Genomic DNA, 15,573 nt, shown 5'->3' on the forward strand with positions numbered 1-15,573 from the left:
GGGGGGGGGGGGGCGCGACCATCTAACGCACCTCGATGACGCCCATCATGCCGTTGTCCTCGTGGTCGAGGATGTGGCAGTGGTAGACGGAGCGTCCGGCGAAGTCGTCGAAGGCGATCCGCACCCGGATCTGGCCGCGCGCCGGCACGTTGACAACGTCCTGCCAGATCGCGGTGTCGGGGGCGCGACCATCGGACTCCACGATCTGCATCGGCCACACGTGCAGGTGCACCGGATGATCCATCGGACTCGTGTTCCTCAGGGTCCACTCCTCGACGCTGCCCGCTTCGACCGTGGTGTCCACTCGGTTCCCATCGAACTCCCGGCCATTGATGGTGAAACTCATCATCGACCCGCCCCCGCCCATCATTCCGCCCATTCCCATGGCAAAGGTCAGTTCACGCCGGGCCGTGACGGCCGTGCCACGGAGATCCCGGGGCGCCGGCTGGGCGGGCACCGCCGGTGCCGCTGCGACCTCCTCGCCGGCCACGGTCAGGGTCGCGAGCGAGGCGCGACCGGTCGGTGTGCGCGGCTGTTCGCCTCCGCCCATCATCCCTCCCGGGCCGCCCCGGTCGTAGGGCAGGGTCTCGAGCACCGCCGTGCCGTCGACCATCGTGACCAACAGGTCCGCCCGGTTTCCGGGCGCGAGCACGATCTCCTCCACGGTTTCAGGGGCACCGAACCGGCCCGAGTCAATGCCGAGCAGCTGCATCCGCTGCCCGTCGAGCCGCAGCCGCAGATACCGGGACACGCAGGCGTTGACAATTCGCCACCGTTCCCGCTCACCAGTGCGAGCGTTCAGACGAGGGTTCGCCTGGCCGTTGGCGAGCATGTGTTCGCCCTCCCGGCCCATCATCTGCTCCATCGGAGACACGGCCGGGATGCCCCCCAGCCCGTCGAGGGTAATGTCCGAGATCACGAGCACCCGCTCCCGGGCCGCCCCAATCGGTTCCGGATCCTCGACGATGATCGCCCCGTAGAGGCCGCCGAAGATCTGGTCGGCGACAAGTCCGTGGTGGTGCGGGTGGTACCAGTACAAGCCCGGCGGATGGTTCGCCGGCAGCTGATACTCGTAGTCAAAGGATTCGCCCGGCTCGACCATCACGAACGGATTGTCGCCGTTACCCTCGGGCGAGACATGCAGTCCGTGCACGTGCAGGTTCGTCGGGTCGTCAAGACCATTGTGCAGGGTCACGCCCAGCCGGTCCCCCGCCTTCAGCCGAAGGGTTGGTCCTGGAATACCGCCATTGAAGCTCAGGGCGCTGGCGCTCCGCCCGCCAACCTGCACAGTGCCGAGGGCCGCGTCCAAGCGAACCTGCAACCGGCCGTTCGCGCTGCGCAGTTCCGATGGCTCCGCGAGTTCTTCTCCCGGCGGCGCCGACGCGATTCCTCCCGACGACGACGACGTCCACAGCAGACCCGCGCCGCCGACCACGGTGCCCGCCAGCCCCAGACCGCCGAGCGTCAAAGCGCCGCGGCGGCTGATCGGCTCCACTAGGGGTTCTCGCCGAGCACCTGGACCTGTTCCCGGTACTGCTCGACGGTCAGCTCGCCTTTGGCGTAGCGTTCGTCAAGAATCTGACGAGCCCGGCTCGGGCCAGGTGTCGGTCCAGTTGCGCCAGGACNCGCCGCCGAACACGCGCACAGCAAGCACGACAAGCAGCACAATCCCAACCAGCATCAGCAGCCCAAACAGCCACGACCAGCCCATATCCCAACCGTATCCCCACATCATGGCGAACTCCTCTATCGCAGGCACGTTGACCCGTCACGCCCATAATACCCCTGGAGGGTATCCGCGTATAGGGATATGATGAGCCCGGATCAGGCCACACCGTTTCGTTTGCGACAGGGATTACGCATGGATATTCGGCTCTTGTCAAAGCTTTTGTACCTCCGCGCACGCTGGAAGGTCCGGGATCACTGGAGTACCCGCCAGATCGAGGCACATCAAGCAAGAGCTCTGCAGGATCTCCGCCGAGAGGCATACGCCGGCTCCGAGTTCTATCGACAGCACCACGCCGGGTTGTTTGACGCGCCGTTGTCCCAACTGCCTCCGGTGACGAAAGCAGACCTGATGAGACACTTCGACCAGGCCGTGACCGACCCCGGGCTGCGGCTAGCAGACGTGGAAGCACATCTGCGGAACCTGGTGGCGAGCGGCGCGGACCCCGGGCGCCCCTGGCGGGGTCGCTGGTGGGCAGCGGCCACGGCAGGCACGACCGGGCGGCGAGAATCTTCATCTGGAATCGGCGCGAATGGGCCACGGTGCTCGCCTCCTATGCCCGAGCCAACGACTGGGCCGGCGTGCCGGCCGGACTGACCCATCCGCTGCGGGTCGCCGTGGTCAGCTCCCGCACGCCGACGCATCAATCGGCGGTGGTCGGGGCCTCCTTGCGATCCCGGCTGGTGCCCACGCTCCGGTTGGACGCGACAAGTCCTGCGACGGAGATCGTCGCCGACCTCAATGCCTTCCAGCCTCGGCTCCTTGTCGGGTACGCGTCCGCCCTCAAGCTTCTGGCCGCGGAGCAGCGCGCAGGCCGCTTGCGTATTTCGCCGCAGTCGGTAGTGTCTGCGTCTGAGGTGCTGAGCGAGCATGCTGCCGCCGCGATGCGATCGGCGTGGGGGTCGGCGCCCTTCGACGTCTACGCCGCCACCGAGACAGCAAGCATCGCGTCGCCATGTGTGTTTCACAACAGTCACATCTACGAGGATCTGGTGATTGTCGAACCCGTGGACCAGGCCGGCCTGCCGGTTCCGCCCGGGACGATCGGGGCCAGGATCCTGGTCACCGTCTTGTTCTCCCGAACCCTGCCGCTGATCCGCTATGAGATGTCCGACAGCGTCGGTATCGACGGCCGCGGCTGCCCGTGCGGTCGTTCTTTCGCCCTCCTGACCGGAATTGAGGGACGAGTTGAGGACGTACTGATGCTGCCCGGGATCACGGGCGAGGTCAGCATCCACCCAAACGTCTTCCACAACGTCCTGGACGACGCAACGATCGCGGGATGGCAGGTCATTCAGGAGCCGGCATCCCTCCGGGTCCTGCTGGCCGGCCTGGCCCCTTCGGCATCGGTTGAGCAGGTTCGCGCCGGCGTGGAGGCGGCCCTGGAATCAGCGGGAGTCGTCGGAACCGACCTCGACGTGCAAGTGGTCGGCGCCGTCGAGCGCACGGCCCTCGGGAAGGCGCCGCTGGTGCGGGGGTTGCGGAAACGACCATGAGTAAACAGGATGCGCTCTGCGGCCGAAAGGACCCGTCATGTTCGGCATTGCTATGAGTAACTTGTTCCAGGAGAAGGGCCGCCTCCTGATCAGTGTGGGCGGGGTGGCGTTCAGCGTCTTGCTGATCATGGTGCTCCAGGGCCTGTACCAGGGCTGGAGCAACAAGATCGGCGAGTACATCCGCACGATTCCGGCCGACTACTGGGTCATGCAGTCCGGAGCCGAAGACATGTTCCACACGCCATCCGTTCTCCCGCTCGAGGCCGAACAGGAGATCGCCGCGATCGCGGGAGTCGGCAGCGTGAAGCCATTCAACGGCCGACGGGTTGTCGTCGATTTCGAGGATCGGGCGGTCGGCATGTATGTCGTCGCCTACGACGCCACACGAGACACCGGCAAACCGGCGCGCGTGACGGACGGGAAAGCGACCCCCTCGCCCGGAGAGATCATCGTGGACCGCGTGGCCGCCAGGACCAACGGGATCGGCCTGGGCGACACTCTCACTGTTGCGGGCCAGGCCCTGCGCGTGGCCGGACTTTCCGAGGGCGGGGACATTGTTGCCTTCTCGTTCGCCTTCGCCGACAAACAGGATGCGGAAAAGATCCAGAGGCTGCCTGGGTCCGCCAACTTTTTCCTGGTGCAGGTGAAAGACGGGTTCGACAAGTCTGCGGTCGCCCAGGAGATCAAGGACCGGGTTGCCAACGTTGACGTCGTGACCCGGCAGAAATTCGTCGCGAACAACACCAAACTCATATCCGACAATTTCTTGCCCGTCATACTTGTCCTGCTGGTGATCGGCATCGCCGTCGGCATCGCCGTGATCGGCCTGACGATCTTCACCTCCACCATAGAGAAGACGCGTGAATACGGCGTCCTCAAGGCAATCGGAATGCGCAACGGAGCACTGTACGTGGTGGTGGTGGAACAGGCCCTGGCCGCTGGCGTGTTGGGCTACGTCCTTGGCGCTTCGCTGGCTCTGGTGCTCCAGGCAACCCTGGGCGAGGTTGTTCCCCAGTTCGTCTCCCAGATTCAGCCCGTCGATATTGCCTGGATCTTCATTCTCACGATGGGCATGGCGATCGTCGCGGCTTACCTTCCGATGAGACGCATCGCCCACATTGATCCGGCGGAGGTGTTCAAAGCGTGAACGTCATCGAGGTCAAACACCTGGGCCGCGTCTACGGCTCCGGCCACACGGCCGTCACCGCCGTCGACGACATCAACCTTGCCATCGCGGCCGGGGACATCCTGCTGATCATGGGGCCTTCAGGGTCCGGCAAGACCACCCTGATCTCCCTGATGGGAACACTGCTCACCCCCACGACCGGGCGAGTGCGCATTGACGGTGAAGACACGGCAGCACTCTCAGACAAGCAACTCGCGGGCCTCCGGCTGCGGAAGCTTGGGTTCATGTTCCAGTCCTTCAACCTGCTCTCCTCGCTGACCGCGCAGGCTAACGTCGCCCTGCCGCTCCTGCTTGATGGGGTGGACAGGAAAACCGCTCGGCAGCGCGCGCGAGTGTTGCTCGCAAATCTGCATCTCGAAAACAGGATGAACAGCCTGCCGAAAAACCTGTCCGGAGGGGAAAAACAGCGAGTGGCCGTGGCCAGGGCGCTGGCCAACGAGCCGATGCTCGTCCTTGCTGACGAACCGACCGCGAACCTGGACAGCAAGACCGGAATGGAGGTGATGCAGCTGCTGTGCCAGACCGCGTGCCTCGAGAAACGGGCTGTCATCATCGTCAGCCACGACCCACGCCTGACGGACGTCGTCAAGCGAGTCATCACCATCGAAGACGGCAGGCTCACACGGGAGGAGGTGGGCGGCCACGACGCGACGTGCCCCCACTACCACCCGATCGTCAACCACGCGGTGAAGCGCACATGATCGGCCGGATTCACCACTCGGCGATATGCTCGGACCAGCGACCCAGAGAAGCAGACGCAACGCCGTTTGGAGGTGCGACGCAGTGATGGACACGCGACGCTCGAGCCCGCTTGCGAAGACGCCCGCGGTGGTCTCAGTGGCTGTGATCCTGGCCGCCGTTATCTCCCTTTTTCTCGGTCTGCATACGCTGCACGTTCAGGGCGATGATGCGCCCGGAACGTCACTCACAAGCGCCTCTGCCGGGCCGCTGGACTCGGAGTCGCTGGCCAGCGTCGCCGGTGCGACCCGGCAGACATCTTGCCCGGATTGCCAGATCCACTGCCCAGACAGCGAATCGACTGTTTCATGCACGCCCGCCAGCACGCCCGTGCTCATGACGCCATCCCTCCCGCGTCAGAGCGAGCCGAATGACCTGGGTCGTATCGATGACGCTGCGGTCGAGGCTCGTCCGGTGTTCGCGTCGCAAAAAACGCACCCGGTTTCGCTCGTTGGACTGTCCGTCAGCCGCGTCTAAAATCCTGCCACCAGCCCGGGCACAAGCATCGGATCCGGGTTCCAGACCGGTTTAGGGTTCGGCGCGGCCGCGCGTCGAATGCCAACGACATCGCATTCCAGAGAGGAAAAGTTCGCATGAGTCAGAAGATGGAAACCGCAGTTATCGAGGTAAAAGGCGTCCACTGGGCTTCCTCCAAGGCCGTCGCCGAATCCGTGCTGTCCCGCCAACCGGGGGTGCTAAGCGTGGAGGCAAATCCGGTTGCGCAGACCGCCACGGTCGCCTTTGACCCGGCGTTGACATCAATTGCAGACCTCGCGGGCTGGGTTCGGGACTGCGGTTACCACTGCTCCGGTCGCTCCGTCCCGAACCACATATGCGACCCCATGGCGGCCGGCAGCGCGCACACATCGCACGACGGACACGCGAGCGGCACGCACGTGTCACACGAGGGGCACGCGGGGCCGGCCACGACAGCCGCTGTCAAGGAGCCGGTCCCCGCCCATCCCGATCACGCCGACCACGCCGACCACGCCGGCCACGCCCAACCTGTCACCAGGACTGCGCAGGAGGCCATGGGCCACGGCGGACACGGCGAAATGTCTATGGACTCCATGATCCGCGATATGCGCAACCGGTTTATCGTCGCCGCAGCCCTGTCCGTGCCGATCACGCTGTGGTCCCCGATCGGGCGCGAGGTCCTCGGATTCACCGTTCCGGCCCCCTTCGGGCTCCGGGACGACATCTTCGCGCTGCTCCTGTCCCTGCCGGTCATCTTCTACTCCGCCTGGATCTTCTTCGACGGGGCCGTCCGGGCGCTGCGGGCGCGGACGCTGGACATGATGGTCCTCGTGGCCGTCGGTGTCGGGGCCGGCTGGCTGTACAGCCTGGTCGTCACCCTCACCGGAGGCGGCGAGGTGTTCTACGAGGCCGCCACAGTGCTGGCCAGCTTCGTGCTCCTCGGCCACTGGTTCGAGATGCGCGCCAGGGGCGGCGCCAACGACGCGATCCGCACGCTGCTGGAACTCGCCCCGGCCATGGCGCTGGTGATCCGCGACGGCGAACCGGTGGAAGTTCCCACTTCAGAGGTGATGCCAGGGGATCTGATGATGGTGCGACCCGGGGCCAAGATCCCGACGGACGGGGTCGTTGAGGACGGGGTATCCGACATCGACGAGTCCATGGTCACCGGGGAAAGTCTCCCCGTCGCGAAGGCCGTCGGCTCCGAAGTGATCGGCGCCACGGTGAACACGACCGGCACACTTCGGGTTCGTGCCACCAAAGTCGGCGCGGACACCGCGCTTGCCCAAATTGTTGCACTCGTCCAGGAGGCGCAGAATTCCAAAGCCCCGGGGCAACGCCTGGCCGACCGGGCGGCGTTCTGGCTCGTGCTCGTCGCCCTCATCGGCGGCAGCGTCACCCTCGCGGCGTGGCTGTTGGCCGGCGCAACAGTGCCGACGGCGATCCTCTTCGCCATCACCGTTGTCGTGATCACCTGCCCGGACGCGCTCGGCCTGGCCACTCCAACGGCCATCATGGTAGGCACCGGTCTGGGAGCGAAGCGAGGCATCCTGTTCAAGAACGCCACCGCGTTGGAGACCGCGGCGCGGATCGATGCCGTCGTGATGGACAAAACCGGAACCCTGACCCAGGGCAAGCCGGAAGTGACCGACTTCATCGCGCTTCGAATCGATGAGGGCGAACTGCTGTCCCTCGTCGCCGCAGTGGAACGGGAATCGGAGCATCCGCTCGCCGCTGCCGTCGTCACTTACGCAGAAGCCCGGGGCGTGCCCGCACTTTCCGCAGCTGACTTCCGCAACGTTCCCGGCCACGGGGCCGGTGCCACAGTGGCGGGCCGCCAGGTGTTTGTTGGCAATCGCAAGCTCATGCTCGCCCAGGGCATCGACATCGCCCCGGTGGCCGCGCAACGCGAAGAGCTCGCAGCCACTGGGCGCACGGCAGTCCTGGTTGCCGTGGACGGTCAAGCGGCCGGCGTCATCGCCCTGGCCGACGCCGTCCGTGAGACTGCCGCAGCGGCCGTTGCGGCCCTGCACGACGCGGGCATCGAGGTCGTCATGCTCACCGGCGACAACGAGGCAACCGCGCAGCGGATCGCGTCCCTGCTGAAGATCGACACCGTGATCGCGGAGGTGCTGCCCGAAGACAAATCCGCGAAGATCGCGGAACTGCAGGCGTCGGGGAAGCGCGTCGCCATGGTCGGCGACGGCGTCAACGACGCCCCGGCGCTGGCGCAGGCCGACCTGGGCATCGCGATCGGCGCGGGAACGGATGTCGCCATCGAGACCGCGGACGTGGTGCTGATGCGCTCCGACCCGCTCGACGTGCCCGTGGCCCTGCGGATCGGAAAGGGCACGCTGCGCAAGATGCGGCAGAACCTCGGCTGGGCCATCGGCTACAACGTGATCGCGCTGCCGATCGCCGCCGGCGTGTTCTACTCGTCGCTGGGCATCAGGCTCAGCCCAGAAATCGCCGCCATCTCGATGTCCGGGTCGAGCGTCATCGTCGCTGTCAACGCGCTGCTGCTGAAGCGACTCCCCCTCCCCCGCCCAAGCGAGCCAATCGGCGGAACCCGAGAATTAACGCCGGCACCGGTCCCGAGCGACGCAGCCTGACGCGCCGCCGCCGGAATGTCACTTCTCTTCTTCGACGAAAGGTTGGTCAACCCATGAATGACGATGAGGCACCACGCGACTATCTCCCCGCTCTCAGCCCAGAGCAGCTGGAGAACATCCATGCGTGGTGGCGGGCGGCGAACTATCTGTCCGTCGGTCAGATCTACCTGATGGACAACCCGCTCCTGCGGGAACCGTTGCGACCGGAGCACGTCAAGCCGCGGCTGTTGGGGCACTGGGGAACAACGCCCGGCTTGAATTTCATCTACGCCCATCTGAATCGAACCATCATGGCCCGTGACCTCGACATGATCTACGTTATGGGGCCCGGCCACGGCGGCCCGGGGCCTGTGGCCGCCGGATGGCTGGAGGGCACCTACAGCGAAACTTACCCGGATGTCTCCCAGGACATTGCCGGAATGACACGGCTGTTCCGACAGTTCTCCTTCCCTGGTGGAATCCCCAGCCATGTGGCCCCGGAGACGCCTGGCTCCATTCACGAAGGCGGCGAGCTCGGGTATGCCCTTTCCCACGCGTACGGTGCCGCCTTCGACAACCCGGAGCTCATCGTCGCCGCCGTCATCGGTGACGGCGAAGCTGAAACCGGGCCGCTGGCGGCGAGCTGGCACTCCAACAAGTTCATGAATCCGGCGCGCGACGGGGCGGTCCTGCCCATCCTGCATCTGAACGGTTACAAAATCGCTAACCCAACGATCCTCGACCGAATCAGCCGTGAGGAACTCGACGGTCTGCTGCGCGGGTACGGCCACACACCGTACTACGTGGAGGGCGAGGACCCCCAGCAGATGCACCAGGACTTCGCCCGCACCCTGGATGTCTGCCTCGACGACATCGGTGAAATCCGGCGGCGTGCCCGCGAAGACGGCAGCACGGAACGGCCACGCTGGCCCATGATCGTTCTTCGGTCTCCCAAGGGATGGACGGGACCGGCGGAGGTCGACGGACAGAAAGTGGAGGGAACATGGCGTTCGCACCAGGTCCCGTTCAAAGCCGCCCGGGAAAATGATAGTCACCGGGCGTTGCTTGAAACCTGGCTGCAGAGTTACCGACCAGAGGAACTCTTCGATGAGCAGGGTGCTCCCGTGGCCGCGATCCGCGGACTGCATCCTGACGGCGAGCGGCGCATGAGCGCCAACCCGCACGCAAACGGCGGCATCCTGCTTCGTGACCTGCGAATGCCGGATTTCGCAGATTACGAGGTCCCCGTGCAGATCCCGGGCACCGGGTCCGTCGAATCCACACGCGTTTTGGGCGCTTTCCTCCGCGATGTAATGGCCGCGAACATGGACAGTTTCCGTGTCTTCGCCCCGGACGAAAACAATTCGAACAGGCTGGATTCTGTCCTCGAAGCCACCGACCGGGCGTGGAACGCTAGAACAATCCCCGGGGACGACCATCTAGCCGCCGATGGGCGCGTCATGGAAGTACTGTCGGAACACACCTGCCAGGGCTGGCTGGAAGGGTACCTGCTCTCGGGCAGGCATGGGTTTTTCTCCTGCTACGAGGCCTTCATCCACATCGTCGATTCGATGTTCAATCAGCACGCAAAATGGTTGACGACCACCAACGACATTCCGTGGCGCAGGCCGGTTGCTTCCTTGAACTACCTACTGACGTCCCACGTGTGGCGGCAGGACAACAACGGCTTCTCCCACCAGGATCCGGGATTCATCGACCACGTCATCAACAAGAAGGCCGACGTGATCCGCGTGTACCTGCCACCGGACGCCAACACGCTGCTGTCGGTGGCCGACCACTGCCTGCGCAGCCGCCAGTACGTGAACGTCATCGTCGCAGGGAAGCAGCCCCAACTTCAGTATCTGGATATGCAGCAGGCCATCGCGCACTGCACCAAAGGCATTGGTATCTGGGATTGGGCCAGTTCCGACATGGACGGCGAACCGGATGTTGTCATGGGTTGCGCCGGCGATGTCCCGACCATGGAAACCCTCGCTGCCGTGGAAATCCTTCGATCGCGTTTCCCCGACCTTCGGATCCGGCTCGTGAACGTCGTGGATCTCATGCGCCTGCAGGACGACAGGGAGCATTCCCACGGCTTGTCGGGGCGTGACTTTGACGCGTTGTTCACGACCGACAAGCCCGTCATTTTTTCCTATCACGGCTACCCGTGGCTAATTCATCGGCTGACCTACCGCCGGACGAATCACGGGAACTTCCATGTTCGCGGTTACAAGGAGGAAGGCACAACGACGACGCCGTTCGACATGTGTGTTCTGAATCAGATCGACCGATTCAATTTGGCGATCGACGTCATCGACCGAGTGCCTCGACTCCGGGATGTTTCGGCCCACGTCCGGGAAGAGCTGAAGAACAAGCTGATCGAGCATCACCAATACATCCGTGCTCATGGGGACGACATGCCGGAGATCAGAGACTGGGAGTGGGCGCTCGGGACGGGATCGTCCGATCAGAGCTCCAGCACGACCCCGCAGGGATCGGCCTGACATGGTCCACCCCCATAGCTCTGGCGATCCAAGAGGCCATCGCGCCGCCCCACCCTTCGACGCGGTTCTGTTCGATTTGGACGGAGTCGTAACCGATACAGCCACCAGGCATGCCGCGGCGTGGAAACAGCTCTTCGACTCTGTCCTTCGGGATCCCCGATTGGCCGGCGCGGGAGTCCAGGCAGCGTTCGACGAGGAGGCGGACTACAGGCAGTTCGTGGACGGCCGACAACGTGAGGATGGGGTAGCTGCCTTCCTGGCCTCACGTGGCATCACGCTTCCTCCTGGCGTTCCCGACGATTCAGTCGACGCATGGACGGTGCACGGGTTGGCCGCCCGGAAAAACGAGCTGTTTCTGAAGATGGTTGCCCGCGACGGCATGCGGGTATATCCGGGAACGAGCGCGCTGTTGGATCGCCTGCGGGCGGGCGCTGTCCCGATCGGCCTGGTAACGGCCAGCCGGAATGCCCTGACGCTTCTTGCCTCCGCGGGATTGGATGGCGTGTTCGACGTCATCGTCGACGGGCAGGTGGCCGCAGAACTGAATCTCCCCGGCAAACCCGACCCGGCGATGTTCCTGGAGGCTGCACGGCGGCTCAGCGTGCCTCCGCAGCGCACTGCGGTGGTCGAAGACGCGGTTGCCGGCGTCCAGGCAGGTCGCGGGGGCGGGTTCGGGCTCGTCGTCGGGATTGACCGTTCGGGCAATCGGGACCAGCTCGAGGCCGCCGGCGCTGACATCGTTCTCGGCGATGTCGGAGAACTGGACTTGGGGTCTTCGCGCGCGGACCCGTGGCTGCTGGTGTACAACGGGTTCGATCCCGCGCACGAGGGGCACCGGGAAGCTCTGACCGCATTGGGCAACGGCTATATGGCGACGCGCGGTGCGCGTCCGGAACGCAGCGATGACGGAACCCACTATCCCGGCACGTACCTCGCCGGCATCTACAACCGTCTGGTCAACACCGTGCATGACCGTCGTCTGGAGGAAGAGCAGTTGGTGAACGCCCCCAACTGGCTCCCCGTCGACGTTCGCATCGGCAATGGCCCCTGGTGGTCAACGGGGCTGCTGCCGACAGATGACGAGCGTCATGAATTGGATCTTCGCCGTGGAGTGCTCGTGCGCCACGCCACGCTGACGGGCCCGGACGGGCAGCTCCTCGCCGTCATGCAGCGGCGTCTGGTCTCCATGCATAACCCGCACCTGGCAACGCTGGAGACGACTGTCACCCCGCTCGGATGGAACGGGGTGATCAGTGTCCGGACCGGAATTGACGCGGCCGTAACGAACACCAACGTTCGCGCCTACGCCGACCGCACCGCCAAGCACCTGGTGTCACCCACATTTGAGAGTCCGGACGACGATACCGTCCTCTGCACCGTTCAAACCAACCAAAGCCAACTTCGGATTGCCGTGGCTGTCCGCACGATAGTCTCAAGCGGCGACACCGTCACCTCCGACACCGCTCACACCGAGGCCGGCCGCTACGTCCGGCAATTCAACCTGGCGCTGCAGGACGGCCGACCTGCGACTGTGACCAAAACAGTCGCCGTGGTCACATCCCGGGACCCGGCCACAGCCTCCCCGGGGTCGGGTGCCCTGGCGCAGCTGTCACGCAGTGGCGACGGTCTGGGCGCACTGTTAGGCGCCCACAAGGCGGCGTGGCAACGACTGTGGGATCAGTTCGCACTCGACTTGGACGCCGACGGGCAAAGCCAACTCATGCTCAACCTGCACCTCTTTCATCTGCTCCAGGTGATTTCTCCACACACTGCCGCTCTGGACGCGGGGGTACCTGCCCGGGGCCTGCACGGGGAAGGCTACAGAGGACATGTTTTCTGGGACGAACTCTTCGTGCTGCCTGTGACCGGGCTAAGACTTCCCAGCGTCAGCCGGGCGCTCCTGGACTACCGGTGGCACCGACTCGATACGGCCAGAGACGCGGCGCGAGAAGCCGGGCTGCGGGGCGCTCTCTTCCCATGGCAAAGCGGCAGCGACGGCCGTGAGGAAACCCCCGAGTACCTGTACAACGACCGCTCCAGTGCGTGGATGCCCGACAATTCGCGCCGACAGAAGCACGTCGGCCTCGCCGTCGCGTACAACGCCTGGCAGCACTTTCAAACCACCGGCGACAAAGGATGGCTGGCCCAACGTGGTGCCGAGCTCATCATCGAAGTGACCCGGATGTTTGCGTCCCTGGCCACCTGGGACGATGTCGAGGACAGGTTCCACATCGTCGGGGTGATGGGCCCCGATGAGTACCACGACGGATACCCCGACACCCCCGGGTCAGGTCTGCGTGATAATACGTACACCAATGTCCTGGTCTCCTGGCTCTGCGAACGGGCCGCGGACACCATCCGAGCGCTGGACGGCCACCTTTGCGACGATCTGATCAAGCGGATGTCCATTGAGCCCGAGGAATTGTCGCTCTGGTCCCGCCTGAGCAGAAGGCTAACCGTTCCCTTCCATGAGGACGGCATCCTGAGCCAATTCGACGGATATGAACTCCTGGCCGAATTGGATTGGGCCCAATATCGTGACGCGTACGGCAACATCGGTCGCCTGGACCTCATCCTCGAAGCGGAGAACGACACGACAAACCGGTACAAGCTGGCCAAACAGGCGGACGTACTGATGCTCCTCCACCTCCTGGGGCCTGAGGCCGTGCGGGGCCAGCTCCTCCGGCTCGGTTACGCCGTCTCCAACGCAGACCTGGCTCGCACAATCGAGTATTACCTCTCTCGCACAGCCCACGGCTCAACGCTCAGCCGGGTGGTTCACGCCTCAGTGCTGACGCGTGTCGACCCTTCTCGGGCATGGAACGTCTACCGTGAAGCCCTGCTTGCCGATCTGGACGACACGCAGGGGGGCACTACCCGGGAGGGTGTGCATCTGGGGGCGATGGCGGGGACCGCAGACTTGGCGGTCCGGTCGTTCGCCGGCCTCCGCACTGATGCTGATGCGCTCACTTTTGACCCACGTATGCCAACCCGTTTGCAGGCAATCGGTTTTCAGGTGCTGTACCGGGGTCAACGCATTGACGTCTCCCTCACTCCGGAACGGCTTCGGCTCCAGCTCCACCCGTGCGGCTCGGCCCCGGTCCGGATCGGGGTGCGCGGAACGTACACCACACTCGCCGGCGGGCAAACGAAGGTGTTTTCCCTCGAGTCCGGCGGCACGTCTTCCGTGCCAGACGGCCACCGAAGCATCGCAACCGCAATTGCGGAAAGGGAGAATGATGAGTAGAACTCGAATCGCAGTCAACGGGTATGGTGTCATCGGAAAGAGAGTCGCAGACGCGGTCCTCCTCCAGCCGGATATGGACCTGGTCGGCATCGCGGACGTCGCGACAGACTGGAGGATCAAGGCCGCCATCGGTCGATTTGCGGTGTATGCATCCACCGACGAGGCGGATGCGGCCATGCGAACGGCGGGCGTGCCTGTCGCCGGCACGTTGGATGACCTGCTCGCGCAGGTCGACGTGGTTGTTGACACGACCCCCAAACATGTGGCCGCGGGCAACTTGGCGCGCTACCAGGCGGCCGCAGTCAAAGTGGTGTTCCAGGGCGGGGAGTCCCACGAAACCACGGGTCATTCCTTCGTCGCCCAGGCCAATTACGAGAGCGCTCTCGGCCGGGACATGACGCGGGTCGTGTCCTGCAACACGACGAGCATCGTGCGAGTGCTGGGGGCGCTGCAGGATGCAGGACTTCTTGCGCGGGCCCGCGGCGTGCTGATCCGGCGGGCCACCGACCCGTGGGAGTCGCATCTGGGCGGAATCATGAACACCATGGTCCCCGAACCGAAGATCCCCTCGCACCAGGGTCCCGACACCAAGACCGTCCGGCCCGAACTCGACGTTGTCACGATCGCCGCCAAAGGCGCGCACACGCAAACCCACAACCACTACTGGAGCATCCAATTGACCCGTACTGCGAGCCGGGAGGACGTAATCGGGGCGCTGCGCGCCGCGCCGCGGATCGCCTTTATCCGGATGGCGGACGGTCTCGTGGCACTCAATTCGACCATCGAACTGATGAAGGATCTGGGGCGACCCCGCGGGGACATGTGGGAGGTCGCCGTCTGGGAGGATCTGGTCACGGTCGTCGGAGATGAGGCCTACCTGACCTATCAGGTCTACAACGAGGCCATCGTCGTTCCGGAAACCATCGATGCGATCCGCGCGTTGACGGAAACCGCACCGACCGCGGCGGCTTCCATGGCAATAACGGACGCGACGCTGGGGATCCGGCAGGACTTCCTTGCCGGTGGCCAACGGGCCCACCCGCCAGGCCGGACGGACGACCTTGATCGATCATGAACCCCATGCCGGGCACGACTCACTTGGCGAAGGTCACGGGGCCAGGAGACGAGGGTGGGTCGTCCTCGGTCTGGCCGCCCTGGCGTTGTTGATCTATCTGGTGACCAACCATTGGCTGCACGTGCTCGATGCGCTTCCGTATGTCGCCGTCATCGCAATGATTGCCATGCACCTGGGCCACGGCCATGGCGGCCATGGCCGCCACGACAAGCGCGCAGGAGGCGAAGACGGTGGCTGATACGTCCCCTGACTACAATCTGTGGTGGCTGGTGGCTGCCAACTCGATCGTGTTCATCGTGTTCTTCTTCAGCTTCATCCGGCCGAAGAACAAATCGGACTGGCGAGTCTTCGGTGGAATGACAGCCTTCATTGTCGCGCTCTTCACCGAAATGTACGGCTTCCCGCTGACCGTCTACCTGCTACCCTCTGCGTCAGGCTGATTGTGAGTCAGTTCACGATCAGAAGGAGGCAGGGGAATGTCGATAAGCCCAGGATTCACCACGGCGGAGATCCGCGAGTTCGTTCATGAG

General features: G+C 64.6%; 10 protein-coding genes and 1 pseudogene. 10 read left to right on the forward strand and 1 reads right to left on the reverse strand.

The genetic code is table 11. From position 1 onward, the window contains the following. Nucleotides 1–22: 22 nt before the first annotated feature. Nucleotides 23–1,495 (reverse strand): multicopper oxidase family protein, encoded by a 1,473-nt coding sequence (locus tag E3T54_RS06015; protein ID WP_134474978.1) that lies wholly within the window; start codon nucleotides 1,493–1,495, stop codon nucleotides 23–25. A gap of 701 nt (nucleotides 1,496–2,196) precedes the next feature. Here E3T54_RS06015 and E3T54_RS06025 point away from each other — a divergent pair. The 10 genes and pseudogenes from E3T54_RS06025 to E3T54_RS06070 all read left to right on the forward strand — a co-directional run. Next, nucleotides 2,197–3,222 carry a phenylacetate--CoA ligase family protein gene (locus E3T54_RS06025; protein ID WP_241977084.1) on the forward strand — a complete coding sequence of 342 codons (1,026 nt, stop codon included), beginning with the start codon at nucleotides 2,197–2,199 and terminating at the stop codon, nucleotides 3,220–3,222. Nucleotides 3,223–3,259: 37 nt separating this feature from the next. Next, nucleotides 3,260–4,369: an FtsX-like permease family protein gene (locus E3T54_RS06030; RefSeq protein ID WP_134474979.1), complete on the forward strand. Its 1,110-nt coding sequence runs from the start codon at nucleotides 3,260–3,262 to the stop codon at nucleotides 4,367–4,369. After that, complete coding sequence (locus E3T54_RS06035; protein WP_134474980.1) at nucleotides 4,366–5,109, forward strand: ABC transporter ATP-binding protein; 744 nt, start codon at nucleotides 4,366–4,368, stop codon at nucleotides 5,107–5,109. Before E3T54_RS06030 ends, E3T54_RS06035 begins: the two co-directional genes overlap by 4 nt. Before the next feature lie 136 nt (nucleotides 5,110–5,245). Then, entirely contained in the window at nucleotides 5,246–5,623 is a 378-nt protein-coding gene (locus E3T54_RS06040; protein WP_134474981.1) for a hypothetical protein, read from the forward strand. 116 nt (nucleotides 5,624–5,739) lie between these two features. Next, nucleotides 5,740–8,235 carry a cation-translocating P-type ATPase gene (locus E3T54_RS06045; protein ID WP_198414437.1) on the forward strand — a complete coding sequence of 832 codons (2,496 nt, stop codon included), beginning with the start codon at nucleotides 5,740–5,742 and terminating at the stop codon, nucleotides 8,233–8,235. Between the two features lie 53 nt (nucleotides 8,236–8,288). Next, nucleotides 8,289–10,721 carry a phosphoketolase gene (locus tag E3T54_RS06050; protein WP_134474982.1) on the forward strand — a complete coding sequence of 811 codons (2,433 nt, stop codon included), beginning with the start codon at nucleotides 8,289–8,291 and terminating at the stop codon, nucleotides 10,719–10,721. A gap of 1 nt (nucleotide 10,722) precedes the next feature. Continuing rightward, nucleotides 10,723–13,968 carry a beta-phosphoglucomutase family hydrolase gene (locus E3T54_RS06055; RefSeq protein ID WP_134474983.1) on the forward strand — a complete coding sequence of 1,082 codons (3,246 nt, stop codon included), beginning with the start codon at nucleotides 10,723–10,725 and terminating at the stop codon, nucleotides 13,966–13,968. Beyond that, entirely contained in the window at nucleotides 13,961–15,043 is a 1,083-nt protein-coding gene (locus E3T54_RS06060) for a type II glyceraldehyde-3-phosphate dehydrogenase (protein WP_134474986.1), read from the forward strand. The genes E3T54_RS06055 and E3T54_RS06060 overlap by 8 nt, the downstream gene beginning before the upstream one ends. After that, a complete protein-coding gene (locus E3T54_RS06065) occupies nucleotides 15,030–15,281 on the forward strand; it encodes a DUF2933 domain-containing protein (protein WP_166804848.1) in 252 nt (83 codons plus the stop codon). Before E3T54_RS06060 ends, E3T54_RS06065 begins: the two co-directional genes overlap by 14 nt. After that, nucleotides 15,238–15,465 (forward strand): annotated as a pseudogene (locus tag E3T54_RS06070) (hypothetical protein); the annotation flags it as partial. The gene E3T54_RS06065 and the pseudogene E3T54_RS06070, both read left to right, overlap by 44 nt. Between the last annotated feature and the right edge of the window lie 108 nt (nucleotides 15,466–15,573).

It is taken from the genome of Cryobacterium sp. Sr8 (assembly GCF_004403225.1).
GTDB lineage: Bacteria > Actinomycetota > Actinomycetes > Actinomycetales > Microbacteriaceae > Cryobacterium > Cryobacterium psychrotolerans.